Origin of the sequence: Amycolatopsis sp. NBC_00355, assembly GCF_036104975.1 — a bacterium.
Classification (GTDB): Bacteria; Actinomycetota; Actinomycetes; order Mycobacteriales; family Pseudonocardiaceae; genus Amycolatopsis.
The window spans coordinates 7,464,192-7,488,427 of record NZ_CP107982.1 but is presented as its reverse complement, the minus strand read 5'-3'; the positions used below and the strand labels follow the sequence as shown (position 1 = coordinate 7,488,427).

Here is a 24,236-nt window from a genome sequence, read left to right as displayed (position 1 = left end):
CACAGAGCCCTAGAGCTGCTCGGTCTCTGCGTAGTCCTGGCCATCGTCGTGGCCGTCCGAAATCCCGTCGGCGATGCCACCGACACCCTCCGACCAGCCTTCACCGTCGTAGCTGGCGGCCGCCGCGGTCGGGTCGAACCCGGGCGGGCTGTCCTTCAGCGCGAGGCCGAGGCCGACGAGCTTGAGCTTGACCTCGTCGATCGACTTGGCGCCGAAGTTGCGGATGTCGAGCAGGTCCGCCTCGGAGCGCGAGACCAGCTCGCCCACCGTGTGGATGCCTTCGCGCTTGAGGCAGTTGTACGACCGGACCGTGAGGTCCAGGTCCTCGATCGGCATCGCGTAGGCAGCGATGGTGTCCGCTTCCTGCGGCGACGGGCCGATCTCGATGCCCTCGGCGTCGACGTTCAGCTCGCGGGCGAGACCGAACAGCTCCGTCAGCGTCTTACCGGCCGACGCGACCGCGTCGCGCGGCGTGATCGACGGCTTGCTCTCGACGTCCAGGATCAGCTTGTCGAAGTCGGTGCGCTGCTCGACACGGGTGGCCTCGACCTTGTAGGTCACCTTCAGCACCGGCGAGTAGATCGAGTCGACCGGGATCCGGCCGATCTCCGCGCCCGCCTGCTTGTTCTGCAGGGCCGGAACGTAACCGCGGCCGCGCTCGACGACGAGCTCGATCTCGAGCTTGCCCTTGCCGTTCAGCGACGCGATGTGCAGATCCGGGTTGTGCACGGTGACGCCGGCCGGGGGCACGATGTCAGCGGCGGTGACCTCACCGGGGCCCTGCTTGCGCAGGTACATGGTGACCGGCTCGTCCTCTTCCGAGGACACCACGAGCTCCTTGAGGTTCAGGATGATGTCGGTGACGTCTTCCTTCACCCCGGGAACGGTGGTGAACTCGTGCAGCACGCCGTCGATGCGGATGCTCGTCACGGCCGCGCCCGGGATGGACGACAGCAGCGTGCGCCGCAGCGAGTTGCCGAGGGTGTAGCCGAAGCCGGGCTCCAGCGGTTCGATGGTGAACCGGGAGCGGGTCTCGTTGACCGTCTCTTCGCCGAGAGCCGGCCGCTGGGAAATCAGCATTCTTCCTAATTCCTTTCCAGACGACGCCCGCCATATGACGTCGAAGGGATGGCGCGGCGGCGGCGCCCGGAGGGCGCCACCGCCGTAACTCGATTACTTCGAGTAGAGCTCGACGATCAGCTGTTCCTGAACCGGAACGTCGATCTGCGCACGCTCCGGCAGCTGGTGGACCAGCACGCGGAGGTTGGACTGGACGACCTGCAGCCACGCCGGGATCGGGCGGTCGCCGTAGGACTCCTTCGCCACGACGAAGGGCAGCATCGCGAACGACTTCGGCCGCACGTCGATGATGTCCCACTTCGAGACCTGGTACGACGGGACGTTGACCTTGACGCCGTTGACCACGAAGTGACCGTGGCTCACCAGCTGCCGCGCCTGACGGCGGGTGCGGGCGATGCCGGCGCGGTAGATCACGTTGTCCAGGCGGGACTCGAGGATCTGCAGCAGGTTCTCACCGGTCTTACCGGGACGCCGGACGGCTTCCTTGTAGTACCGGACGAACTGACGCTCGAGAACGCCGTAGGTGTAGCGAGCCTTCTGCTTCTCCTGCGACTGCAGGAGGTACTCGGACTCCTTGATGCGCCCGCGGCCGTGCTGGCCCGGCGGGTAGGGGCGACGCTCGAAAGCCTGGTCGCCGCCGATGAGGTCAACCTTGAGGCGACGCGAAATACGCGTCGCGGGGCCGGTGTAACGAGCCATTTCTTCTTACTCCTCCCCGTTCCTCAGACCCGGCGCCGCTTGGGCGGGCGGCAGCCGTTGTGAGGCTGCGGGGTCACGTCCTGGATGGTGCCGACCTCGAGGCCGGCTGCCTGCAGCGAGCGGATCGCCGTCTCGCGGCCCGAACCCGGGCCCTTCACGAAGACGTCGACCTTCTTCATGCCGTGCTCGGCAGCCTTGCGGGCAGCGTTCTCGGCGGCCATCTGCGCGGCGAACGGGGTGGACTTGCGCGAGCCCTTGAAGCCCACGTGACCACTCGACGCCCACGCGATCACGGCACCGGTCGGGTCCGTGATCGAGACGATGGTGTTGTTGAAGGTGCTCTTGATGTGCGCGTGGCCGTGCGCGACATTCTTCTTTTCCTTGCGGCGGACCTTCTTGGTCCCCGCCGCGGTACGAGACTTCGGTGGCATGTTCTGAGGGTTCTCCTGTTAGCGCGCGTTCTCTTGGTGAGCGGCGACCGCTTCGGCCTGTCCGCGCCGGATGATCGAACCGGCGTCGGTGTACAGGTTGCGGAGCGCCATCGGGCGGGCGTAGAGCGCCTTGGGCGAGACACAAGCCGAGCCGCGACGCTGGGCGCCGCCCATCTGCACGACCTTCTTGCCCTGGACGCTCACTTCTTGCCAGCCTTCTTCTTGCCGGCGACCGTCTTCTTCGGACCCTTGCGGGTACGGGCGTTGGTCTTCGTGCGCTGACCGCGGACGGGCAGTCCGCGACGCCAGCGAAGGCCCTCGTAGCACCCGATCTCGATCTTCCGACGGATGTCGGCGTTCACCTCGCGGCGAAGGTCACCCTCGACCTTGAAGTTCTCTTCGATGTACGTACGCAGCTTCGCGAGGTCGTCATCGCTGAGGTCTTTGACACGGGTGTCCGCGTTGAGCTCGGCAGCCTTGATCAGCTGCTTCGAGCGGGTACGGCCGATGCCGTAGATGTAGGTAAGCGCGATCTCCAACCGCTTTTCGCGGGGGAGGTCTACGCCAGCGAGTCGTGCCATTGGCGTTGATGCTCCTTCATAGATTTCATCTTCAGGTCTGCTCCCCGTCCGGTTCCGGGACCGACTCGCCTGTCGTGCCCTCGGCTTGCGCTTCGGGTGTCCCAGCCCCGGCCTGAAGCCCGGGGGTGAACCGGGCCACTCGCGTGGCCCGGCAGGTGCGGGGAGGTTGTGTAGCCGTCAATCCACTCTGGTCGAGTGCGGGCGATCAGCCCTGCCGCTGCTTGTGCCGCAGGTTTTCGCAGATCACCATGATCCGGCCGTGACGGCGGATCACCTTGCACTTGTCGCAGATCTTCTTGACGCTCGGCTGGACCTTCACGTCTTCTGCTCTCCTGTTAGCTGCTCTGTCATCCGGGGCTTCGCCCCGGAGCCGGGGGCTCCGCCACCCGGAACCCCCGAAAGCGACTCGTCGTGATCACTTGTAGCGGTAGACGATGCGACCACGAGAGAGGTCGTAGGGCGAGAGCTCCACGACAACCCTGTCCTCGGGCAGGATGCGGATGTAGTGCTGCCGCATCTTGCCGCTGATGTGTGCCAGGACCTTGTGACCGTTCTCCAACTCGACGCGGAACATCGCGTTGGGGAGCGGCTCGACTACGCGGCCTTCGACCTCGATGGCCCCGTCTTTCTTCGCCATGTCCTCCGCATTTCCTTTGTCGGCATTGCCTGTCGCCACACCTGATCAACTCGAGCACTAGTGCTGGGCTGGGTGGTGCGCGGCACACTGGTGCCCGAGTCCCATGATCGCGAATTCACAAGCGCGCAGGATCCGGGCGCGATAAGTGCGCCGACTTGACAGTGTACGCAACCCGTGTCGCGACCCCCAAACCGGGGGTAACCATGCTAGAAGGACACGCAGGTCGACCGGCCAGTGATCACCACCGACGGGTGAACGTGCAGGTCAGGCGTCTTCGGGAGCGGTGAGGACCCAGGGGCCGTCTTCGGTGATCGCCACCGTGTGCTCCCAGTGGGCCGCGCGGGAGCCGTCGGCCGTGACCACGGTCCAGCCGTCGTCCAGCTCGCGGGTCTCCCCGCCGCCGCCGGTGAGCATCGGCTCGATCGCCAGCGCCATGCCGGGCTTCAGCCGCGGGCCCTTGCCCGGCTTGCCGACGTTCGGCAGGAACGGGTCCATGTGCATCTGGCGGCCGATGCCGTGGCCGCCGTACTCGACGATCATCCCGTAGTCGACGCCGTCGTCCTTGGCCGCGCGTTCGGCGGCCGACTGGACGGCGTAGGAGATGTCGGTGAGCCGGCCGCCGGCGCTGACCGCCTCGATCCCGGCCCACATCGCCGCTTCGGTCGCCGCGGACAGCGCCAGGTCGGCCTCGGCGGTCTCCCCGATGGCCAGCGTGACGGCGGAGTCGCCGTGCCAGCCGTCGAGGATCGCGCCGCAATCGACCGAGATCAGGTCACCCTCGGCGAGGACCTGGGTCTTCGCCGGGATGCCGTGGACGATCTGCTCGTTCACCGACGCGCAGATCGACGCCGGGAACCCGTGGTAGCCCTTGAACGACGGCACCGCGCCGGCGTCCCGGATGGTCTGCTCGGCGAGCTCGTCGAGCTCGGCGGTGCTGACCCCCGGGACCGCGGCGGCACGGACGGCCGCGAGCGTACGGGCGACGACGAGCCCCGCGGCCCGCATCGACTGCAGCTCGCCCGGGCTCTTGACCTCGATCATGCGCCCACGCCGGAGCACTTGCAGTACACGCAATCCTCCGAGATTCACGTGCGGTCGCGCAGCGCTTTCAGCACGCGGTCCGAGATCTCCTCGACACTGCCGACGCCGTCGACGGTCACCAGGATGTCCGCGTAGTACTCGAGCAGCGGCGCGGTGTCCGACACGTAGATCTGCTGCCGGCGGCGGATGACGTCCTCGGTGTCGTCCGCGCGGCCCCGCGACATCAGGCGGCCGACGACGACGTCCTCCGGCACCTGCAGCTGGATCACCGCGGTGAGGGAAGCGTCCGCCTCGCCCAGGATCTCGCCGAGGACCTCGGCCTGCTTGGTGTTGCGGGGAAAGCCGTCGAGCAGGAAGCCGGCCTTCGCGTCCGGCTCCGCGAGCCGCTCGCGGACCATTTCGTTCGTCACCGAGTCGGGCACGAGCTCGCCCGAGTCCAGGTAGCGCTTCGCTTCCTGGCCGAGCGGGGTCTCCTGGCCGACGTGGGCGCGGAACAGGTCGCCGGTCGAGATGTGCGGGATCCGCAACTGCTCGGACAGCGCCACCGCCTGCGTACCTTTGCCCGCGCCGGGCGGACCCACGAGAACCAGCCGCGTCACTTCAGGAACCCTTCGTAGTTGCGCTGCATCAGCTGGCTTTCGATCTGCTTCACGGTGTCGAGACCGACACCGACCATGATCAGCACAGCTGTGCCACCGAACGGGAAGTTCTGGTTGTTCCCGCTACCGGTCAACGACAGGAAGAAGTTCGGGAGGATCGCGATGATGCCCAGGTACAGCGAGCCCGGGAGGGTGATCCGGCCGAGCACGTAGCTCAGGTACTCCGCGGTCGGACGGCCCGGGCGGATGCCCGGGATGAACCCGCCGAACTTCTTCATCTCATCCGCACGCTCGTCCACGTTGAACGTGATCGTGATGTAGAAGTACGTGAAGAAGATGATCAGGGCGAAGTACAGCGCGATGTGCACCCAGCTGGACTGGTTCACGATGTAGTTCTTGATGAACACCTGCCAGCCGGAGTTGCTGTTCTGGTCGCCGACGAGGCGGCTGATCAGGTCCGGCAGGTACAGCAGGGAAGACGCGAAGATGACCGGGATGACGCCGGCCTGGTTCACCTTGATCGGCAGGTAGGTCGACGTGCCGCCGTACATCCGGCGGCCGATCATGCGCTTGGCGTACTGCACCGGGATCCGGCGCTGCCCCTGCTCGACGAAGATGACGCTGGCGATGATCACCAGGCCGAAGACGCAGATCATCGTCAGCGCGATGCCACCACCGTTGCTGAGGATGTTGCCGCCCTCGACCGGGATGCGCGCCGCGATGTTCAGGAAGATCAGGACGGACATGCCGTTGCCGACGCCGCGTTCGGTGATCAGCTCGCCCAGCCACATCATGACGGCGGTGCCCGCGGTCATGGTGATGACGATGATCGTCAGCGAGTAGACGCTGTTGTCCGGGATGATCGGCGAGTCGCAGTCCGGGAAGAGCTGCTTGCGGTCCGCGAGCGCGACCACGCCGGTGGCCTGCAGGATCGCCAGCGCGACCGTCAGGTACCGGGTGTACTGGGTCAGCTTGCCCTGGCCGGACTGCCCTTCCTTCTTCAGCTCCTCGAAACGAGGGATGACGACGGTCAGCAGCTGGATGATGATGCTCGCCGTGATGTACGGCATGATGCCGGTCGAGAAGAGCGACAGCTGCAGCAGCGCACCACCGCTGAACAGGTTCAGCAGCTGGTAGACGCCCTCCTGCTGCGCCTGGGAGCTGCACGCCTGGACGGCTCCGTACGAGATCCCGGGGGCCGGAATGGTCGCACCGATTCGGTAGACCGCGACGATGGCTAGCGTGAACAGGATCTTCTTGCGTAGATCCGGCGTCGCGAGAGCCGAGCGGAAGGCGCTGAGCACGCGGGGGACCTCCTCGGCGTCGTCGGCTGTCCTAACCGACGATCGGCTTGGCCGGCACGGGTGGCCGGCGGGAACACAGCACTACTGGCACGCAAGCCAGGAACGCTTCGGGGCACACTCGTCCCGAAGCGTGTCGCCGACTCTAACAGCTTCACAGGGCGTGTCCGCAGTGCGTGTGGGTTTTCCGTACCAAGGTTGCTCCGGCGGGTTGATCCACTTCGGCGGCTTGGCTGTATTCCTTGACACACCGGCCCGTGATCATGGTGGATCCGGGCCCTTCCGGGTCAGGCGTTGGACGTCGCGAGGACGCCGGCCAGCCCGACCAGGACCACCCCGGTGCCGCGGTCCACGTTGCGCCGCGCCCGCAGCGACAGCTTGATCGACTTCACCGCGGCGCCGGCGCCGACGTAGGCCGAACCGGCCAGGAACTCGGCCAGCAGGTACACCCCGCCCAGCACCGCGATCTGCGCCGGGAAAGGCCCGTGACCTGGGTCGATGAACTGCGGCACGAAGGCGGTGAAGACGAGGATGGCCTTCGGGTTCGTGATCGCGACGCCGAACTCCTTGCGCGCGACCCGCCACGCGGACATCGGCGCGGCCGGCGGTTCGACGTCCTCGGCGGCGGCGTCGGCGTCGGTCCCGCGGCGGATCGTGGACCAGAGCAGCCGCAGCCCGAGCCAGAGCAGGTAGGCCGCGCCGGCCCATTTGATGATCGAGAGCGCGGTCTCGGAGGCGGCGAGCAGCTGCCCGAGCCCGGCCGCCACGGCCGTGATCAACAGCGTGAACGCGGCCAACCGGCCCACCAGCCCGGCCAGCCCGCGGCGAACACCGTGCGTCATACCGTGGTGCAGCCCGAGCAGGTTGTTCGCCCCTGGCGTAAGGGCGACGAGCACGGACGCGCCGAAGAAGACCAGCACCCACACGACGACCACCTCCGGATCCACCGTAACGACCACCGCGAGCGGTTAACGGGCTGCGGGATCCCCCGGCGGCAGCACAGTGATCGCGATGCCGGACGGCGGAGTGGGGGTGTCCGCGTAGGCGGTGCCGGGGTCCGACCAGGCCGGCCCCGCGCCGGCCGGCGTCAGGTAGCCCAGGACCGCGGCCGCGGCGGCGGCCACCACCGCGAGGAAGAGCAGCCACATCCCGGCCTCGAGCGACGTCTCGAACCTGACGCGGCCGGTGTCGACGGGCGCCGGGATGCCCGCCATCGCGGTCGCGAGGACCACACCCGCCAGGAAGGCCGCCCCGCCGAGCGTGACACCCCGCGCGGCGGCGCTCGCCCGGCCGGTGACGACCTGGCGGATCACGAAGACGAGCGCGACCAGCAGAACCACGGCGGCGATCAGCAGCGCGACCCCGAGCGGTTCGGACGGCTGGCTGCCGCCGTCCTCGCCCGGTAGGCCGAAGACGGTCGACCAGCCGCTCTGGGTGTACCGCAGCACCCCGCGGGAGTCGTCTCCACGGCCCAGCACCTGCTCGGTGCTGAAGAGCGGCAGGAAACCGGCGGCGAGCGTCGCGGCGGCGGCCAGCGTGACCAGGACGATCGGCAGGAAGTCGCGAAAACTTCGCGGCACGGGCTGGGCGGCGGGTGGTCCGGGTCGGACCGGGAACCGATGCGGTCGAGCAGATGCCGGCAGCACCGTGACCGGCACCGGCTCGGTGGGCGGGGACGGGTCCGGCGGTGCCGCGTCGGCTGTACCCCCTGCCGTGGACCGTGGTCCGTCGGCCGGAGCCGACTGGGCGGGCGGCGCCTCGGCCCGGGACGACGGCGAGTCCTCTCGTCGTTCCGCGGGCTCGGCGGGCTCACGTGGTGCCTGGTCGGCCGGACCTCCTGCCGTGGACCGGAGCACGTCGACCGGAGCCGGCTGCGCGGGAGGCGCGGACTCCGGCGCCTCGACCCGAGACGACAGCGGACCCTCTCGTCCTCCCGCCGGCTCCGCGGGCAAGGACGGGTCAGGCAGGCCCGCGGCCGTGGACCGGAGATCGCCGGCCGGAACCGGTCGACCAGATGGCGCCGCGACCCGGGACGACAGCGGACCCTCTCGTCCTTCCGCGAGTTCGGCGGGCAAGGACGGCTCCGGCGGGCCCGCGGCCGTGGACCGGAGATCGCCGGCCGGAACCGGCTGGCCAGATGGCGCCGACTCCGGCGCCTCGGCCCGGGACGACGGCGGATCCTCTCGTCCTTCCGCGGGCTCGGCGGGCGGGGTCGGGTCCTGCGACGGTTCGGGCACCCGCTGATCCTCCCGGCGGATTCCGTTCCCGGCAAGGATGTCCGGTTCAGTGACCGGGCGGGTCCGGCGGCCGGGGCCCGGGCGGTGTCTCCGGTGGGAGGACCGTGATGGAGAGTCCGGCGCCCTCGATCGTCGGCGCCGGGAACCCGCTGGGCGGGGTGGGGGTGTCCGCGTAGGCCAAGGCGGGATCGGACCAGTCGTCCGGTTCCCGGGCCGGCAGGTACCCGAGGACCACGGCCGCGACCGTCACGGCGACCCCCGCGATCAGCGACCACAGTCCCAGGCCGAGGCTGATGTCCAGGCCCTCGTCGCCCAAGCCGGAGGACCAGCCGAAGCCGCTCATCCCGATGGTGGCGGCGATTCCGGCGGCGAAGGCCGCCCCGGCCACGGCGAGCCCGTGACCGAGCCGTTTCCGCCGCGAGAAGCCGAAGACCGCCGCGACCGCCAGCACCGCGACGGCGACCACCACCGGGATCCCGACGGGCGCGGCGGGCTGGTCGACCGACTCGTTCCCTTCCGCGGAGACCTGGCTGTTCCAGGCGGTCTCCGTGAAGACCAGCTTGGGGGTGAAGAAGGTCTGCTGGGCGGTCACGTGCTGCTCGACCCGGAACAGCGGCAGGAAACACGCCCCCAGGACCAGCAGCGCGCCGATGACCACCAGGACCGGTACGAGAACTCGCGATGCTCCGGGAGCCGGTGGTTCCTCGACCGGCGGCGAAATCTCCGCGGCCGCCGGACGCGGCGAAGCCACGGGCGAGCCCGGCAGGATCGCGACCGGAACCGGCTCCGTGGGTGGCGATCCATCACCGTCGGACGGCTGCGCGGGCGCCGGCGGTGACCCGGGCTGGGACGGCTCGCCCGGAAACGCCAGCAGACCGTCGGCCGGCCGATCCACGTCGGGTTCCACCGGGGCGAAGAGCTCCTCCGCCGTGGGCGGCGGCACCTCCTCCGGGACCGCCGGCAAGGCGTCCCCCGGTTGCACCGCACCGGATTCCGCCGGTGCCAAGGGCACGCTCGCCGCGGGCCGCGGCGCCTCCACCGGGAACGCCAGCAGCGCGTCCCGCGGCTCCACCGGGACGGAGGACGCCGCCGTGGGCCGCGCCTCCACCGGGAAGGCCGACGGCGGCTCCCCGGCGGCCGGCCGTTCGGGCCTGGCCGGCGGGTTCGGCTCCTGCGACGGTTCGTCCACCCTGTGATCTTCCGCGCGGATTCCGATATCGGCAAGAAACTCCGGTTCAGCGGCCGGTTCGGTCCCACCGCCGGGCCGGCGGCTCGGGCGGCGGCTCCGGCGGGAGGACCGCGGTGGAGACCTCATCCGGCGCCTGGACCTCCGGCATGGCGAACCCCGACGGCGGGGTGTCCGTATCGGCGTAGGCCACCGACGGGTCGGCCCAGTCCGCGCCGCGGTGGCCGTCCGTGCGGCGGGTGACGATCGCCGCGACCGCGGCGACCAGGGTGCCCCCGATGAGGAGCCACATGCCGAGCTCGGTGGTCAGGTCGATGCGGTCGAACCGGTCGCTCTCCCCCTGTCCCAGGCCGACCGTCTCGATGGTGAGGACGACACCGGCGGCGAAGACCGTGCCCACCTGGCCCAGCCACGCACCCAGGCGCCGGCGGCGGGCGAGGAGAAGGCCCGCCGCGGCGGCGAGCAGCACCGCCGTGACGATGATCGGGATGCCGAAGGGCGCCCCGGGCCGGTCGAGAGACTCGTCGGTGGTGACCTGGAACTGGGTGCTCCACGCCGACGTCGTGACGACGGCCAGGGCGCCGGCCTGCACCTGGGAAAGGGTGTGGACCGCGCGGAAGAGCGGCAGGAACAGCCCGCCGGCCACGAGCACGGTGGCCAGCGCGTAGAGCCCCGGTGCGAGGAAAGCCTGCTTCCGCCGCGGCGTCGGCGCGGGCGGTGGGGGCTGCTGAGGGGTGTCCACTCGGTGATCCTCCAGGCGAAATGCCCGGTGGGCAAGCACGGCGCGGGAACGCCGAAGGCCCGCCTGGCTGGGCCAGGCGGGCCTTCGATCAGTACTGCGGAAGAGCTCAGTTGGTAGTGGCGGAGCCACCGGCCGCTTCGAGCTTCTCCTTGGCGGAGCCGGAGAAACCGTCGGCGGTCACGTCGAGCTTGACGCCGTCGACGTCACCGTTGCCGAGCACCTTGACGAGCTTGCCCTTGCGGACGAGGCCCTTGGCGACGAGCTCCTCGGCGCCGACCTTGCCACCGTCCGGGAAGACGCGGGCGATGTCGCCCACGTTCACCGGCTGGTACTCGGTGCGGAAGCGGTTCTTGAAGCCGCGAAGCTTCGGGAGCCGCATGTGGATGGGCATCTGCCCACCCTCGAAGCCAGCGGGCACGTTCTTCCGGGCCTTGGTGCCCTTGGTACCGCGACCGGCGGTCTTGCCCTTCGAACCCTCACCACGACCGACGCGCATCTTGTCGCGCTTGGCGCCCGGAGCCGGACGCAGGTGGTGGATCTTGATGGCCGTCATGCCTGGACCTCCTCGACCTCCACCAGGTGGCGGACGGTGTGGATCAGGCCGCGCACCTGGGGGGTGTCATCACGCACGACGCTCTGGCGGATCTTGCGCAGCCCGAGGGTGCGCAGCGACTCGCGGTGAGCGTGCTTCGTGCCGATCTTGCTCTTGACCTGGGTGACCTTGAGCTGAGTCATGTCAGACCCCCTGGCCCGCGCGCTGGCGCAGCATCCGGGCCGGAGCGACGTCCTCGAGCGGGAGACCGCGGCGGGCCGCGACCTCTTCGGGACGCTGCAGACCCTTCAGGGCCGCCACGGTGGCGTGCACGATGTTGATCGCGTTGTCGGAGCCGAGCGACTTCGACAGCACGTCGTGGACGCCCGCGCACTCCAGCACCGCGCGCACCGGGCCACCGGCGATGACGCCGGTACCGGCGGACGCCGGACGCAGCAGCACGACACCGGCGGACGCCTCACCCGTGATCGGGTGGGGGATGGTGCCGCCGACGCGGGGAACGCGGAAGAAGTTCTTCTTCGCTTCCTCGACGCCCTTGGCGATCGCCGCGGGAACTTCCTTGGCCTTGCCGTAGCCGACGCCGACCTGACCGTCACCGTCACCGACGACGACGAGGGCGGTGAAGCTGAAGCGACGACCACCCTTGACGACCTTGGCGACGCGGTTGATCGTCACGACCTTCTCGAGGTGCGGGGTCTTGTCCTGGCCGGCCCCGCCACGGCCGCTGTCGCGCCGGTCCCGGCCGCCACCGCGGCGGTCATTGCGGTCGTTGCCGCCCTGCCCGCCGGGTCCGCCCTGTCCGCCGCCGAATTGCCGTGTACGTCCCGGCATCAGGCTTTCCTTCCGTTAACAAGCTTCTGCATCGTCAGAACTCCAACCCCGCCTCACGGGCGGCGTCGGCGAGCGCGGCGATGCGGCCGTGGTAGGCGTTGCCCCCACGGTCGAACACCACAGCCGAGATCCCGGCGTTCTTGGCACGGGCCGCGACGAGTTCCCCGACCTTGGCGGCCTTGGCCTTCTTGTCGCCGTCCAGCGCCCGCACGTCCGCCTCGAGGGTGGACGCCGACGCCAGCGTGTGGCCGACCAGGTCGTCGATGACCTGCACGGCGATGTGCCGCGAAGACCGCTTGACGACCAGGCGCGGACGCTGTTCGGTGCCCGAGACCTTCTTGCGGAGCCGGAAGTGCCGACGGGCCTTCGCGACGCGGCGGCGGGTCGAGATGTCCTTGCCCACCGGCTGGCGCTTCGTAGTCGTGTCGCTCATGATCACTTACCCGTCTTTCCGACCTTGCGGCGGATCTTCTCACCCTCGTACCGCAGGCCCTTGCCCTTGTACGGGTCCGGGCGCCGCAGCTTGCGGATGACGGCCGAGATCTGGCCGACCTTCTGCTTGTCGATACCGGAGACCGAGAACCGGGTCGGGGTCTCCACCTTGAAGGTGATGCCTTCCGGAGCTTCGATCTTCACCGGGTGCGAGAAGCCCAGGGCGAACTCGAGGTCCGAGCCCTTGGCCTGCACACGGTAACCGACACCGTGGATCTCGAGCTTCTTCTCGTAGCCGGCGGTGACGCCCACCACGAGGTTGTTCACGAGCGTGCGGGTGAGGCCGTGCATGGCCTTGCTGTAGCGCTCGTCGTCCGGGCGCTTGACCAGCAGGGTGCCGTCCTCGTCGCGCTCGACCGTGATCGGCTCGGCGATGGTGTGCTCCAGGGTCCCCTTGGGGCCCTTGACGCTGATGTGCTGACCGTCGATGGTCACCTCGACCCCGGAGGGGACGGCGACCGGCAGCTTTCCGATGCGTGACATGTCTGTGCCCCCTTCCTTACCAGACGTAGGCGAGGACTTCGCCGCCCACGCTGTTTCGCTTGGCCTGACGGTCCGTCTGCAGCCCCGAAGACGTCGAGATGATCGCGACGCCGAGGCCACCGAGAACGGACGGCAGTTCGGTCGATTTTGCGTAGACCCGCAGGCCGGGCTTGGACACGCGCCGGAGACCGGCGATGCTGCGCTCACGGTTGGGGCCGTACTTGAGCTCGACGATCAGGTTCTTGTGCTTCTCGCCCGGCTCGTCGCGGTAGCTCGCGATGTAACCCTCACGCTTGAGGATCTCCGCGATGTTCGCCTTGAGCTTCGAGTGGGGAAGCACGACCTCGTCGTGGTACGCCGAGTTCGCGTTACGCAGACGGGTCAAGAAGTCTGCGATCGGGTCGGTCATCGTCATGGTGACCTGTCAACCTTTCTCGCCTGGTTCCCCGCTGTCCGGAACACGGACGGCGGGGCCTGTGGCGAAGTGGGAGTTCTGTATCGAATTTTTGCCGATCCGGCCGGCAGTCGGCGCGGACGGGGTCCGCCTGCCCGGCCGGATCGGCAAAGCGCTCTTACCAGCTGGACTTGCGGACGCCGGGCAGCTCGCCCGCGTGCGCCATCTCGCGAAGGCAGATCCGGCAGAGCCCGAACTTGCGGAACACGGCGTGCGGACGGCCGCACCGCTGGCAGCGGGTGTAGCCGCGCACGGCGAACTTCGGCTTCTTCGAGGCCTTGTGGACCAGGGCTTTCTTGGCCATGGGCTCAGTTCTCCTTGAACGGGAAGCCGAGCTTGCGCAGCAGCGCCCGGCCCTCGTCGTCGTTCGTGGCGGTCGTGACGACGGTGACGTCCATGCCGCGCGGGCGGTCGATGGAGTCAGGGTCGATCTCGTGGAACATCGACTGCTCGTTGAGACCGAACGTGTAGTTGCCGTGGCCGTCGAACTGCTTCGGCGAAAGCCCGCGGAAGTCGCGGATACGCGGCAGCGCGATGGTCAGCAGCCGGTCGAGAAACTCCCACATGCGGTCGCCGCGCAGCGTGACGCGCGCGCCGATCGGCTGACCCTCGCGCAGCTTGAACTGCGCGATGGACTTGCGGGCCTTCCGGACCTCGGGCTTCTGGCCGGTGATCAGGGCGAGGTCCTTGACCGCGCCCTCGATCAGCTTGCTGTCGCGAGCGGCGTCACCGACGCCCATGTTCACGACGACCTTCACGACGCCCGGGATCTCGTGGACGTTGCCGAAGGAGAACTCCGCCTGCAGCTGTCCCTTGATCTCTTCGCGGTAGCGCACCTTGAGGCGCGGCGCGACCTTCTCTGCGGTGGTCATCAGATGTCCTTACCGTTCCGGCGCGAGATCCGGACCTTCTTGCCGTCCTCGCCGATGCGGTAACCCACCCGGGTCGGCTTGCCGTCCGCGTCGACCACCATCACGTTCGAGATGTGGATGGGGGCTTCCTGGGTGACGATGCCACCGGACTGCGCGCCGCGCTGGGTCTGGCTGATCCGCGTGTGCTTCTTGATCCGGTTCACGCCCTCGACCAGCACGCGGTCGCGCTCGGGGTAAGCCTGGATGACCTTGCCCTTGGCGCCCTTGTCCTTGCCGGCGATGACGACGACCGTGTCGCCCTTCTTCACCTTCATGGCTTACAACACCTCCGGCGCGAGCGAAATGATCTTCATGAACTTTCGGTCACGCAGCTCGCGGCCCACCGGGCCGAAGATGCGGGTGCCACGGGGCTCATTGTCGTTCTTGATGAGCACGGCGGCGTTCTCGTCGAACCGGATGTAGGAACCGTCCGGACGACGACGCTCCTTGACCGTGCGGACGATGACGGCCTTGACGACATCGCCCTTCTTCACCCCGGCAGCCGGGATGGCGTCCTTCACGGTGGCGACGATGATGTCGCCGATGCCGGCGTAGCGCCGCCCGGAGCCACCGAGAACCCGGATGCAGAGGATTTCCTTTGCACCCGTGTTGTCGGCTACCCGAAGCCGCGACTCCTGCTGGATCACGTCAACTCCTGTATGTCGCGCCGGTTCTCGCCAGCTCGTGAAAGGTCACAGTGAGCGAGCCTTGCGGAACTAAGGACTCCCGAGAGAGCCCTGCTTACTTGGCCTTCTCCACGATCTGCACCAGGCGCCACCGCTTCGTCGCCGACTGCGGGCGGGTCTCCATCAATTTGACCCGGTCGCCCACGCCCGCCTCGTTGTTCTCGTCGTGCACCTTCACCTTGGAGGTGGTGCGGACGACCTTCGAGTAACGGGGGTGCTTCTTGCGGTCCTCGAGCTCGACCACGATCGTCTTGTTCATCTTGTCCGAGACCACGTAGCCCTCGCGGACCTTGCGGTCGTTCCGGGCCGGCGTCTCGGTGGTGGGCTCGCTCATGCGGCACCTTCACTTTCGGCGTCGGGGGCCACGGACAAGCCGAGTTCGCGCTCGCGCATGACCGTGTAGATCCGCGCGATGTCCGTACGGACGGTGCGCAGACGGCGGTTGTTGTCGAGCTGCCCCGTCGCCATCTGGAACCGGAGGTTGAAGAGCTCCTCCTTGTATTCCTTCAGACGCAGGACGAGCTCTTCCGCGGTGAGCTCACGCAGCTCCGATGCCAGAGCGGCACCTGCCTTCGCCATCAGAACTCACCACCTTCACGGGTCACGATGCGGCACTTCATGGGCAGCTTGTGGATCGCGCGACGGAGCGCCTCGCGGGCGGTCTCCTCGTTCGGGAAGCTGATCTCGAACATCACGCGACCCGGCTTCACGTTGGCGATCCACCACTCGGGCGAACCCTTACCGGAACCCATGCGGGTTTCGGCCGGCTTCTTCGTCAGCGGGCGGTCCGGGTAGATCGTCGTCCACACCTTGCCACCACGCTTGATGTGACGGGTCATGGCGATACGAGCGGACTCGATCTGCCGGTTCGTCACGTAGCTGTGCTCAAGCGCCTGGATGCCGTACTCGCCGAAGCTGACCTTCGTGCCACCCTTGGCGGCGCCGTGGCGCTTCGGGGAGTGCTGCTTCCGGTGCTTGACCCTGCGCGGGATGAGCACGTCTCAGCCCTCCGTCTTTTCTGCGGTCTCGGTGGCCGGGGCCGCCTCGGTCGTGGCGGCCGCGGCGGCGCGACCGGCTTCGGTCGAGGTGGCGGTCGTGCCCGAGGCGCCGGAACGACGCGGACGGGCCGGCCGGTCACTGCGCTCGCGACGCGGCGCGCGCTCGGCGGCGTCACGGGCTTCGCGGGCCTTCAGGCCACCGACGAGCTCACCCTTGTAGATCCACACCTTGACGCCGATGCGACCGAACGTCGTCTTGGCCTCGAAGAAGCCGTAGTCGATGTCGGCGCGCAGCGTGTGCAGCGGGACACGGCCGTCGCGGTAGTGCTCGGAACGGGACATCTCGGCACCGCCGAGACGACCACCGCACTGCACGCGAATGCCCTTGACCTGCGGCGAACGCATGGAGGTCTGGATCGCCTTCCGCATCGCGCGGCGGAACGCCACACGGTTGGAGAGCTGCTCCGCGACCGCCTGGGCGACCAGCTGGGCGTCGGCCTCGGGGTTCTTGACCTCGAGGATGTTCAGCTGGACCTGCTTCTTGGTCAGCTTCTCCAGCGCGCCGCGGATCCGGTCGGCCTCCGCGCCGCGGCGGCCGATGACGATGCCCGGCCGGGCGGTGTGGATGTCGACGCGGACGCGGTCACGGGTGCGCTCGATCTCGACCTTGGAGATGCCGGCGCGCTCCATGCCCGTCGCCAGCAGCTTGCGGATCTTGACGTCCTCGGCCACGTACTCGGCGTACTGCTTGTCGGCGTACCAGCGCGACTTCCAGTCCGTGGTGATACCCAGGCGGAAACCGTGCGGGTTGATTTTCTGGCCCACTACCGGCCACCTGCCTTCTTCTTGCTCTGCGCCTTCTGCGCGGCGGCCGGACGCGACTCCACCTCGACGGTGATGTGGCTGGTCCGCTTGCGGATCCGGTACGCGCGGCCCTGGGCCCGCGGACGGATGCGCTTGAGGGTCGGGCCCTCGTCCGCGTACGCGTTCTTGATCCAGAGGGTCTCCGGGTCAAGCTGAAGGTTGTTCTCGGCGTTGGCCACGGCGCTGGCAATCACCTTCGCGACCGGCTCGCTCGCCGCCTGAGGGGCGAAACGGAGCACGGCCAAGGCGTCGGCGGCGCTACGTCCCTTGATGAGCTCGATGACCCGGCGCACCTTGGTAGGCGAGTCCCGGACAAAGCGAGCCCGCGCGTAAGCCACAGGCAGAGCCTCGGCCACGTCGTTCTGGGCGTTCATCGCTAGTTCCTTGATCTCTCGTGCCCGCTCAGCGGCGGCGCGACTTCCGGTCGTCCTTGATGTGACCCTTGAAGGTCCGAGTCGGGGCGAACTCCCCCAGCTTGTGACCCACCATCGCCTCGGTGACGAACACCGGGACGTGCTTGCGGCCGTCGTGCACCGCGATCGTGTGACCCAGGAAGTCCGGGATGATCGTGGAACGACGCGACCAGGTCTTGATCACGGTCTTCTTGCCCGACTCGTTGAGAACGTCCACCTTCTTGAGCAGGTGGTCGTCCACGAAGGGGCCCTTCTTGAGGCTACGTGGCATGTTCTTCTACCTCCCTGCTCAGCGCTTGTTCTTGCCGGTACGGCGGCGGCGGACGATCATCGCGTCGGATGCCTTGCGGCGACGCGTGCGGCCCTCGGGCTTACCGTTCGGGTTGACGGGGTGACGACCACCGGACGTCTTGCCCTCGCCACCACCGTGCGGGTGGTCGACCGGGTTCATGACGACACCGCGGACCGTGGGGCGCTTGCCGCGCCAGCGGTTACGGCCGGCCTTGCCCCAGTTGATGTTGGCGTGCTCGGAGTTGCCGACCTCGCCGATGGTGGCGCGGTTGCGCACGTCCACGTTGCGGATCTCGCCCGAGGGGAGACGCAGCTGGGCGTACGGCCCGTCCTTGGCGACGAGCTGCACCTTCGCGCCCGCGGACCGCGCCATCTTCGCGCCGCCACCGGGGCGGAGCTCGATCGCGTGGATCACGGTACCGACCGGGATGTTGCGCAGCGGCAGGTTGTTACCCGGCTTGATGTCGGCGCGGGGGCCGTTCTCAACCGTGTCACCCTGGCGGAGCTTCTCCGGCGCGATGATGTAGCGCTTCTCACCGTCGGCGTAGTGCAGCAGCGCGATGCGAGCGGACCGGTTGGGGTCGTACTCGATGTGCGCGACCTTGGCGGGAACACCGTCCTTGTCGTTCCGGCGGAAGTCGATCAGCCGGTACGCACGCTTGTGACCGCCACCCTTGTGCCGGGTGGTGATCTTGCCGGACGAGTTGCGACCGCCCGAACCGCTCAGCGGACGAAGCAGCGACTTCTCGGGAGTGGAGCGAGTGATCTCGGCGAAGTCCGAGACGCTCGAACCGCGACGACCCGGGGTCGTCGGCTTGTACTTGCGGATGCCCATTGTCAGCTCAGTCCTTTACGCGGTGGGTCCGCCGAAGATCTCGATCGCCTTGCTCTCAGGCGAAAGAGTCACGATGGCGCGCTTCGTGTCCTTGCGCTTGCCGAAGCCGGCGCGAGTCCGCTTCCGCTTGCCCTGGCGGTTGGCCGTGTTGACGCTGACCACCTTGACGCCGAACACCTTTTCGACCGCGATCTTGATCTGGGTCTTGTTGGCGTCCGGACGGACGATGAACGTGTACTTGTGGTCCTCGAGCAGTCCGTAGGACTTCTCGGAGATCACCGGCGCGAGCAAGATGTCGCGGGGATCGGCAATGGCGACCGAACTCACTGCTCGTCACTCCCTTCCGAAACCTCGCTCGACCGCGCCGAAGCCTTCGCGCTCTTGCCCCGGGCGGGGCCGGCGACGAAGCCGTCATAGGCGGCCTTGGTGAACACGACATCGTCGTTGACCAGCACGTCGTAGGTGTTGAGCTGGTCGAACCAGATCAGGTGAACCTCGGGGAGGTTCCGCAGGGAAACCCAGCTGTACTCGTCGTCCCGGTGCAGCACCACGAGCACGCGCGTCGCCTGCGTCACCGCGGCGAGAACGGCCTTGGCGGCCTTCGTGGACGGCTTCTCACCCGTCACCAGTTCGGTGACGATGTGCAGCTGGCCGGCGCGAGCCCGGTCCGAGAGGGCGCCACGCAGGGCGGCGGCCTTCATCTTCTTCGGGGTGCGCTGGGAGTAGTCACGCGGCGTGGGGCCGTGGACGACGCCACCGCCGACGAACTGCGGCGCGCGGGTCGAACCCTGGCGGGCACGACCGGTGCCCTTCTGGCGGTACGGCTTCTTGCCGCCACCGCGAACCTCGCCACGGGTCTTCGTGTCGTGCGTGCCCTGGCGGCCGGCGGCCTGCTGGGCCACCACCACCTGGTGCATCAGCGCGACATTGGCCTGCACGTCGAAGATCTCCTCGGGGAGGTCCACGGTGCCGTCGGCTTTACCGGCCGGGGTCTTCAGCTCGACGCTTGTCATTCGGAGTTACCACCCTTCGCGGCGCTGCGCACGAACAGCAGGCCGCCCTTGGGACCGGGCACGGCGCCCTTGATCAGCAGCAGGCCGTCCTCGGCACGCACCGCGTGCACGGTCAGGTTCTGCGTGGTGACGCGGTCGGAACCCATCCGGCCGGCCATGCGCACGCCCTTGAAGACGCGGCCCGGGGTGGCACAGCCACCGATCGAGCCCGGCCGGCGGTGCACGGCCTGTGCACCGTGGCTCGCGCCCTGGCCCTTGAAACCGTGGCGCTTCATGACGCCCGCGTAACCCTTGCCCTTGCTCGTACCGGTGACGTCGACCTCGACGCCGGCGGCGAACACCTCGGCGGTGATCTCCTGGCCGACCTCATAGGTCTCGGCGTCGGTGGTACGCAGCTCGGCAAGGAAGCGGCGCGGCGTCACGCCCGCCTTGTCGTAGTGGCCGGTGCGCGGCTTGTTCACCCTGCGCGGGTCGACCGCGCCGAACGCCAGCTGCACGGCCGTGTAGCCGTCCTTGTCCTGAGTCCGAACCTGGGTCACCACGTTCGGACCGGCCTTGACGACGGTGACCGGGACGACCCGGTTCAGTTCGTCGAAGACCTGGGTCATGCCGAGCTTCGTGCCCAGGATGCCCTTCATTTGCCTGTCAGACATGAGTCTCTTATCTCCGCCGCTCGCCCAACGCTTACTGGATGTTGACGTCGACGCTCGCCGGCAGGTCGATGCGCATGAGCGCGTCGACCGTCTTCGGCGTCGGGTCGAGGATGTCGATCAGACGCTTGTGCGTGCGCATCTCGAAGTGCTCGCGCGAGTCCTTGTACTTGTGCGGCGAGCGGATGACGCAGTAAACGTTCTTCTCGGTGGGCAGCGGCACCGGCCCGACAACACGGGCACCGGTGCGCGTGACCGTCTCCACGATCTTGCGCGCCGAGGTGTCGATCGCCTCGTGGTCGTAGGCCTTGAGCCGGATGCGGATCTTCTGTCCCGCCATGGTGGCTGCTCGTTCCTTGTCGTCTCGTGCCGCTATCTCACAAACCCGGCCCCGGTGTTGCCACTTTGGCCTGGGTTTCCGCAGTTCAACGGCCCTGTCCCCGGTCCACGCGGTCGGGCGTGTCGCGCCCGACGCACAGACGGATCCCGCGGGATCGTCGTCTTGCCTGGTCTTCCTCAACGTGAGGAGGCGATGAGCCGGCTAGCCGTCTCACTGCCTTTGCCCGCTCGCCAACCCGAAGGAAGAGCTCGGCGGACCGTGGCCGCTCGCACCAGGGCGGCCGGACCCCGATCGAGTAATACCCGATGTGGATCGGCCGCCCCAGGACGAGCAACCTGAATAGTGTCGCACACGTGATTTGACGCCCCTGACCCGGGGGTGTATTGCCCCCGGGGAGGGCGCCTAAATCACTTGATGATCTTGGTGACCTGACCCGCACCGACGGTGCGGCCACCCTCGCGGATGGCGAAGCGCAGGTTCACGTCCATGGCGATCGGCTGGATCAGCGCCACCGAGATGTCGGTGTTGTCGCCCGGCATGACCATTTCGGTGCCCTCGGGGAGGGTCACGACGCCGGTCACGTCCGTGGTGCGGAAGTAGAACTGCGGGCGGTAGTTGTTGAAGAAGGGGGTGTGACGGCCACCCTCGTCCTTCGACAGGATGTAGACCCGGCCCTCGAAGTCGGTGTGCGGGGTGGTGGTACCCGGCTTCACGACGACCTGGCCGCGCTCGACGTCCTCACGCTTGATACCGCGGACGAGGAGGCCGACGTTGTCGCCCGCCTGGCCCTGGTCCAGCAGCTTGCGGAACATCTCGACACCGGTGACAGTCGTCTTGGTCGACTTCTCCTTGATGCCGACGATCTCGACCTCTTCGTTCACGTTGACCACGCCACGCTCGACGCGGCCGGTGACGACAGTGCCGCGACCGGTGATCGTGAAGACGTCCTCGATCGGCATGAGGAACGGCTTGTCGAGCTCGCGCACCGGGTCCGGCACGTTGTCGTCGACAGCGGTCATCAGCTCGAGAACGGCTTCGCCCCACTTCTCGTCGCCCTCAAGGGCCTTGAGGCCCGAGACGCGCACGACCGGAGCGTCGTCGCCCGGGAACTCCTGCGAGGACAGCAGCTCACGGACCTCCAGCTCGACGAGCTCGAGGATCTCCTCGTCGTCGACCATGTCGGCCTTGTTCAGCGCCACTACGATGTAGGGCACGCCGACCTGGCGGGCGAGCAGCACGTGCTCACGCGTCTGCGGCATCGGGCCGTCGGTCGCCGCGACCACGAGGATCGCGCCGTCCATCTGAGCGGCACCGGTGATCATGTTCTTGATGTAGTCAGCGTGACCGGGGGCGTCCACGTGGGCGTAGTGACGCTTCTCGGTCTGGTACTCGACGTGCGAGATGTTGATCGTGATACCGCGCTGGCGCTCTTCGGGCGCGTTGTCGATCTGGTCGAACGCACGCGACTCGTTGAGCTCCGGGTACTTGTCGTGCAGAACCTTGGTGATCGCCGCGGTCAGCGTGGTCTTGCCGTGGTCGACGTGACCGATGGTCCCGATGTTGACGTGCGGCTTGCTCCGCTCGAACTTCGCCTTCGCCACTGGAATGTCCTCCTGGACTGATTTCGCTTTGTGCTCGGGGGCCGGCGTGGCTGCCGACCCCCGCTGTGTTGACGCCGCCTCCGCAGTAAAGAGTGCGTCGGCGGGATTCCTTCGTCGGTGCTAGCGGACGTTCAGGAGAGTCCCTTAATGCCCGCGCGCGGTGGGGGAGTTACTCCCCCGTCGCCTTCGCGATGATTTCCTTCGCGACGTTCGCGGGAACCTCGGCGTAGGAGTCGAACAACATGGAGTAGTTCGCCCGGCCCTGGGTGCGGGACCGGAGGTCACCGACGTAGCCGAACATCTCCGACAGCGGGACCAGCGCCTTCACGACGCGGATGCCCGCTCGCTCCTCCATGGCCTGGATCTGACCACGACGGGAGTTGAGGTCACCGATGACGTCACCCATGTAGTCCTCGGGCGTGGTCACCTCGACCGCCATCATCGGCTCCAGGATCACCGGGCCGGCCTTCTTCGCGGCTTCCTTCATCGCCATGGAACCGGCGATCTTGAACGCCATCTCCGAAGAGTCGACCTCGTGGTACGCGCCGTCGATCAGGGTGAACTTCAACCCGACGAGCGGGTAGCCGGCCAGGACGCCGTACTGCATCGCGTCCTGCGCGCCCGCGTCGACCGACGGGATGTACTCCCGCGGCACGCGACCACCGGTCACCTTGTTGACGAACTCGTAGAGCGCGCCGTCGGTGCGCTCGAGCGGCTCCAGCTTCACGATGACCTTCGCGAACTGGCCGGAACCACCGGTCTGCTTCTTGTGGACGTAGTCGAGCTTCTCGACCGTCTTCTTGATCGTCTCACGGTAGGCGACCTGCGGCTTGCCGATGTTCGCCTCGACCTTGTAGTCGGACTTCATCCGGTTCACCAGCACCTCGAGGTGCAGCTCGCCCATGCCCGCGATGATCGTCTGGCCGGTGTCCTCGTCCAGCTTGACCTGGAACGTCGGGTCCTCTTCGGCCAGCTTCTGGATCGCCAGGGACAGCTTCTCCTGGTCGGCCTTCGTCTTCGGCTCGATCGCGACCCGGATGACCGGCTCGGGGAACGTCATCGACTCCAGCACGATCGGGTTCTGCGGGTCCGCCAGGGTGTCACCCGTGGTGGTGTCCTTCAGTCCGATGACCGCGTAGATGTGGCCGACCTGGGCGTCGTCGACCGGGTTCTCCTTGTTGGAGTGCATCTGGAAGATCTTCCCGATGCGCTCCTTGCGCTCCTTGGTCGCGTTGACGACCTGCGCCCCGGCGGCGACCTTGCCCGAGTAAACCCGGATGTAGGTCAGCTTGCCGAAGAACGGGTGCGCGGCGATCTTGAAGGCGAGCGCGGCGAACGGCTCGTCGACCGACGCCTTGCGGGACGCCACGGTCTCGCCGTCGGGCAGCAGGCCCTCGACGGCCGGGACGTCCAGCGGGGTCGGCAGGTAGTCGATGACCGCGTCGAGCATGGGCTGCACGCCCTTGTTCTTGAACGCGGAACCGGCCAGCACCGGGAAGACCTGGCTGGTGATGGTGAGCTTCCGGATGCCGGCCTTGATCTCGGCCTCCGTCAGCTCCTCACCCTCGAGGAACTTCTCCATCAGCGCGTCGTCCGCCTCGGCGACGGTCTCGACGAGCTTCTCGCGGTACTCCGCGGCCTTCTCGGCCAGCTCGGCCGGGATGTCCTCGACGGAGTAGTCCTCGCCCTTCTGGACCTCACCACGCCAGGTCAGCGCCTTCATGCGGACCAGGTCGACGACGCCTTCGAAGTCGTTCTCGGCACCGATCGGCAGCTGGATGACCAGCGGCCGGACGCCGAGACGATCGATGATCGTCTTGACCGTGTAGTAGAAGTCCGCGCCGAGCTTGTCCATCTTGTTGACGAAGCAGATGCGCGGGACGTCGTACTTGTCCGCCTGCCGCCAGACCTGCTCGGACTGCGGCTCGACGCCTTCCTTGCCGTCGAAGACCGCGACCGCGCCGTCGAGCACCCGGAGGTTGCGCTCCACCTCGACGGTGAAGTCGACGTGGCCCGGGGTGTCGATGATGTTGATCTGGTGGTCGTCCCAGAAGGTGGTGGTGGCAGCCGAGGTGATGGTGATACCCCGCTTCTGCTCCTCCTCCATCCAGTCCATGGTGGCGGCGCCGTCGTGGACTTCACCGATCTTGTAGTTGACCCCGGTGTAGAACAGGATCCGCTCGGTGGTGGTCGTCTTGCCGGCGTCGATGTGGGCCATGATGCCGATGTTGCGGACCTTGTTCAGGTCGGTCAGCACGTCACGTGCCACGAGAGTGTTCCCCTGTTC

Annotated in this window: 37 protein-coding genes; all 37 read right to left on the bottom strand. The window is 67.9% G+C overall.

Annotation, left to right across the window (positions count from 1 at the left end):
• Positions 1-9: 9 nt before the first annotated feature.
• Positions 10-1,080, bottom strand: a complete 1,071-nt coding sequence (locus OHS18_RS34440) for a DNA-directed RNA polymerase subunit alpha (protein ID WP_328445489.1) — start codon at positions 1,078-1,080, stop codon at positions 10-12.
• A gap of 93 nt (positions 1,081-1,173) precedes the next feature.
• The gene (gene rpsD / locus OHS18_RS34435) at positions 1,174-1,779 is read right to left on the bottom strand and encodes a 30S ribosomal protein S4 (protein ID WP_328445490.1); all 606 of its coding nucleotides are present in this window, start codon (positions 1,777-1,779) and stop codon (positions 1,174-1,176) included.
• Between the two features lie 23 nt (positions 1,780-1,802).
• Positions 1,803-2,210 carry a 30S ribosomal protein S11 gene (gene rpsK / locus OHS18_RS34430; RefSeq protein WP_247060546.1) on the bottom strand — a complete coding sequence of 136 codons (408 nt, stop codon included), beginning with the start codon at positions 2,208-2,210 and terminating at the stop codon, positions 1,803-1,805.
• Positions 2,211-2,228: 18 nt separating this feature from the next.
• Positions 2,229-2,414: a hypothetical protein gene (locus OHS18_RS34425; protein ID WP_020643221.1), complete on the bottom strand. Its 186-nt coding sequence runs from the start codon at positions 2,412-2,414 to the stop codon at positions 2,229-2,231.
• The gene (gene rpsM / locus OHS18_RS34420; protein WP_004558883.1) at positions 2,411-2,791 is read right to left on the bottom strand and encodes a 30S ribosomal protein S13; all 381 of its coding nucleotides are present in this window, start codon (positions 2,789-2,791) and stop codon (positions 2,411-2,413) included. The genes OHS18_RS34425 and rpsM overlap by 4 nt, the downstream gene beginning before the upstream one ends.
• A 205-nt stretch (positions 2,792-2,996) precedes the next feature.
• On the bottom strand, positions 2,997-3,110 hold the full coding sequence (gene rpmJ / locus OHS18_RS34415; protein WP_004558882.1) for a 50S ribosomal protein L36: 114 nt from the start codon (positions 3,108-3,110) through the stop codon (positions 2,997-2,999).
• A 96-nt stretch (positions 3,111-3,206) separates the two neighbouring features.
• Complete coding sequence (gene infA, locus OHS18_RS34410; RefSeq protein WP_004558881.1) at positions 3,207-3,428, bottom strand: translation initiation factor IF-1; 222 nt, start codon at positions 3,426-3,428, stop codon at positions 3,207-3,209.
• Between the two features lie 264 nt (positions 3,429-3,692).
• A complete protein-coding gene (gene map / locus OHS18_RS34405; RefSeq protein ID WP_328613613.1) occupies positions 3,693-4,469 on the bottom strand; it encodes a type I methionyl aminopeptidase in 777 nt (258 codons plus the stop codon).
• 44 nt (positions 4,470-4,513) lie between these two features.
• Positions 4,514-5,068 carry an adenylate kinase gene (locus OHS18_RS34400; protein WP_328445500.1) on the bottom strand — a complete coding sequence of 185 codons (555 nt, stop codon included), beginning with the start codon at positions 5,066-5,068 and terminating at the stop codon, positions 4,514-4,516.
• The gene (gene secY, locus OHS18_RS34395) at positions 5,065-6,372 is read right to left on the bottom strand and encodes a preprotein translocase subunit SecY (RefSeq protein WP_328445501.1); all 1,308 of its coding nucleotides are present in this window, start codon (positions 6,370-6,372) and stop codon (positions 5,065-5,067) included. Before secY ends, OHS18_RS34400 begins: the two co-directional genes overlap by 4 nt.
• 284 nt (positions 6,373-6,656) lie before the next feature.
• Complete coding sequence (locus tag OHS18_RS34390) at positions 6,657-7,316, bottom strand: LysE family translocator (RefSeq protein ID WP_328613612.1); 660 nt, start codon at positions 7,314-7,316, stop codon at positions 6,657-6,659.
• Positions 7,317-7,337: 21 nt separating this feature from the next.
• Positions 7,338-7,949, bottom strand: coding sequence for a hypothetical protein (locus OHS18_RS34385; RefSeq protein ID WP_328613611.1), 612 nt, complete (start codon positions 7,947-7,949; stop codon positions 7,338-7,340).
• Between the two features lie 703 nt (positions 7,950-8,652).
• Positions 8,653-9,795 (bottom strand): hypothetical protein, encoded by a 1,143-nt coding sequence (locus OHS18_RS34380; protein ID WP_328613610.1) that lies wholly within the window; start codon positions 9,793-9,795, stop codon positions 8,653-8,655.
• Positions 9,796-9,841: 46 nt separating this feature from the next.
• Positions 9,842-10,534, bottom strand: coding sequence for a hypothetical protein (locus OHS18_RS34375; protein WP_328613609.1), 693 nt, complete (start codon positions 10,532-10,534; stop codon positions 9,842-9,844).
• A 106-nt stretch (positions 10,535-10,640) separates the two neighbouring features.
• Positions 10,641-11,087, bottom strand: a complete 447-nt coding sequence (rplO, locus tag OHS18_RS34370; RefSeq protein ID WP_328445512.1) for a 50S ribosomal protein L15 — start codon at positions 11,085-11,087, stop codon at positions 10,641-10,643.
• Positions 11,084-11,269 carry a 50S ribosomal protein L30 gene (gene rpmD / locus OHS18_RS34365; protein ID WP_328445513.1) on the bottom strand — a complete coding sequence of 62 codons (186 nt, stop codon included), beginning with the start codon at positions 11,267-11,269 and terminating at the stop codon, positions 11,084-11,086. The genes rplO and rpmD overlap by 4 nt, the downstream gene beginning before the upstream one ends.
• Position 11,270: 1 nt before the next feature.
• Positions 11,271-11,918, bottom strand: coding sequence for a 30S ribosomal protein S5 (gene rpsE, locus OHS18_RS34360; protein WP_328445515.1), 648 nt, complete (start codon positions 11,916-11,918; stop codon positions 11,271-11,273).
• A gap of 34 nt (positions 11,919-11,952) precedes the next feature.
• Complete coding sequence (gene rplR, locus OHS18_RS34355; protein ID WP_328445517.1) at positions 11,953-12,351, bottom strand: 50S ribosomal protein L18; 399 nt, start codon at positions 12,349-12,351, stop codon at positions 11,953-11,955.
• Between the two features lie 2 nt (positions 12,352-12,353).
• A complete protein-coding gene (rplF, locus tag OHS18_RS34350; protein WP_328445519.1) occupies positions 12,354-12,893 on the bottom strand; it encodes a 50S ribosomal protein L6 in 540 nt (179 codons plus the stop codon).
• A gap of 16 nt (positions 12,894-12,909) precedes the next feature.
• Positions 12,910-13,308 (bottom strand): 30S ribosomal protein S8, encoded by a 399-nt coding sequence (rpsH, locus tag OHS18_RS34345; protein ID WP_155548873.1) that lies wholly within the window; start codon positions 13,306-13,308, stop codon positions 12,910-12,912.
• 157 nt (positions 13,309-13,465) lie between these two features.
• Positions 13,466-13,651: a type Z 30S ribosomal protein S14 gene (locus OHS18_RS34340; RefSeq protein ID WP_020643210.1), complete on the bottom strand. Its 186-nt coding sequence runs from the start codon at positions 13,649-13,651 to the stop codon at positions 13,466-13,468.
• A 4-nt stretch (positions 13,652-13,655) separates the two neighbouring features.
• Positions 13,656-14,219, bottom strand: coding sequence for a 50S ribosomal protein L5 (gene rplE / locus OHS18_RS34335; protein WP_328445524.1), 564 nt, complete (start codon positions 14,217-14,219; stop codon positions 13,656-13,658).
• Positions 14,219-14,533, bottom strand: a complete 315-nt coding sequence (gene rplX / locus OHS18_RS34330) for a 50S ribosomal protein L24 (protein ID WP_328445526.1) — start codon at positions 14,531-14,533, stop codon at positions 14,219-14,221. Before rplX ends, rplE begins: the two co-directional genes overlap by 1 nt.
• Before the next feature lie 3 nt (positions 14,534-14,536).
• Positions 14,537-14,905: a 50S ribosomal protein L14 gene (rplN, locus tag OHS18_RS34325; protein WP_004558867.1), complete on the bottom strand. Its 369-nt coding sequence runs from the start codon at positions 14,903-14,905 to the stop codon at positions 14,537-14,539.
• 94 nt (positions 14,906-14,999) lie between these two features.
• Positions 15,000-15,278: a 30S ribosomal protein S17 gene (gene rpsQ, locus OHS18_RS34320; protein ID WP_328445528.1), complete on the bottom strand. Its 279-nt coding sequence runs from the start codon at positions 15,276-15,278 to the stop codon at positions 15,000-15,002.
• Positions 15,275-15,523: a 50S ribosomal protein L29 gene (gene rpmC / locus OHS18_RS34315; RefSeq protein ID WP_247060522.1), complete on the bottom strand. Its 249-nt coding sequence runs from the start codon at positions 15,521-15,523 to the stop codon at positions 15,275-15,277. Before rpmC ends, rpsQ begins: the two co-directional genes overlap by 4 nt.
• Positions 15,523-15,942, bottom strand: coding sequence for a 50S ribosomal protein L16 (gene rplP, locus OHS18_RS34310; protein WP_004558864.1), 420 nt, complete (start codon positions 15,940-15,942; stop codon positions 15,523-15,525). The genes rpmC and rplP overlap by 1 nt, the downstream gene beginning before the upstream one ends.
• A 3-nt stretch (positions 15,943-15,945) precedes the next feature.
• Positions 15,946-16,767, bottom strand: coding sequence for a 30S ribosomal protein S3 (gene rpsC / locus OHS18_RS34305; RefSeq protein ID WP_247060521.1), 822 nt, complete (start codon positions 16,765-16,767; stop codon positions 15,946-15,948).
• The gene (gene rplV, locus OHS18_RS34300) at positions 16,767-17,180 is read right to left on the bottom strand and encodes a 50S ribosomal protein L22 (protein WP_328445532.1); all 414 of its coding nucleotides are present in this window, start codon (positions 17,178-17,180) and stop codon (positions 16,767-16,769) included. Before rplV ends, rpsC begins: the two co-directional genes overlap by 1 nt.
• Positions 17,181-17,208: 28 nt before the next feature.
• Positions 17,209-17,490 carry a 30S ribosomal protein S19 gene (gene rpsS, locus OHS18_RS34295; RefSeq protein ID WP_026468892.1) on the bottom strand — a complete coding sequence of 94 codons (282 nt, stop codon included), beginning with the start codon at positions 17,488-17,490 and terminating at the stop codon, positions 17,209-17,211.
• 18 nt (positions 17,491-17,508) lie between these two features.
• Positions 17,509-18,345: a 50S ribosomal protein L2 gene (gene rplB / locus OHS18_RS34290; RefSeq protein ID WP_323329518.1), complete on the bottom strand. Its 837-nt coding sequence runs from the start codon at positions 18,343-18,345 to the stop codon at positions 17,509-17,511.
• A gap of 15 nt (positions 18,346-18,360) precedes the next feature.
• Positions 18,361-18,672, bottom strand: coding sequence for a 50S ribosomal protein L23 (gene rplW, locus OHS18_RS34285; protein WP_091618496.1), 312 nt, complete (start codon positions 18,670-18,672; stop codon positions 18,361-18,363).
• Positions 18,669-19,358, bottom strand: a complete 690-nt coding sequence (gene rplD / locus OHS18_RS34280) for a 50S ribosomal protein L4 (protein ID WP_247060518.1) — start codon at positions 19,356-19,358, stop codon at positions 18,669-18,671. The genes rplW and rplD overlap by 4 nt, the downstream gene beginning before the upstream one ends.
• Positions 19,355-20,011: a 50S ribosomal protein L3 gene (gene rplC, locus OHS18_RS34275; protein ID WP_247060517.1), complete on the bottom strand. Its 657-nt coding sequence runs from the start codon at positions 20,009-20,011 to the stop codon at positions 19,355-19,357. The genes rplD and rplC overlap by 4 nt, the downstream gene beginning before the upstream one ends.
• A 31-nt stretch (positions 20,012-20,042) precedes the next feature.
• Positions 20,043-20,348 (bottom strand): 30S ribosomal protein S10, encoded by a 306-nt coding sequence (gene rpsJ, locus OHS18_RS34270; protein ID WP_003102098.1) that lies wholly within the window; start codon positions 20,346-20,348, stop codon positions 20,043-20,045.
• A gap of 407 nt (positions 20,349-20,755) precedes the next feature.
• Positions 20,756-21,949, bottom strand: a complete 1,194-nt coding sequence (gene tuf / locus OHS18_RS34265) for an elongation factor Tu (RefSeq protein WP_328445538.1) — start codon at positions 21,947-21,949, stop codon at positions 20,756-20,758.
• A 169-nt stretch (positions 21,950-22,118) separates the two neighbouring features.
• A complete protein-coding gene (fusA, locus tag OHS18_RS34260) occupies positions 22,119-24,218 on the bottom strand; it encodes an elongation factor G (RefSeq protein WP_328445540.1) in 2,100 nt (699 codons plus the stop codon).
• Positions 24,219-24,236 lie beyond the last annotated feature (18 nt).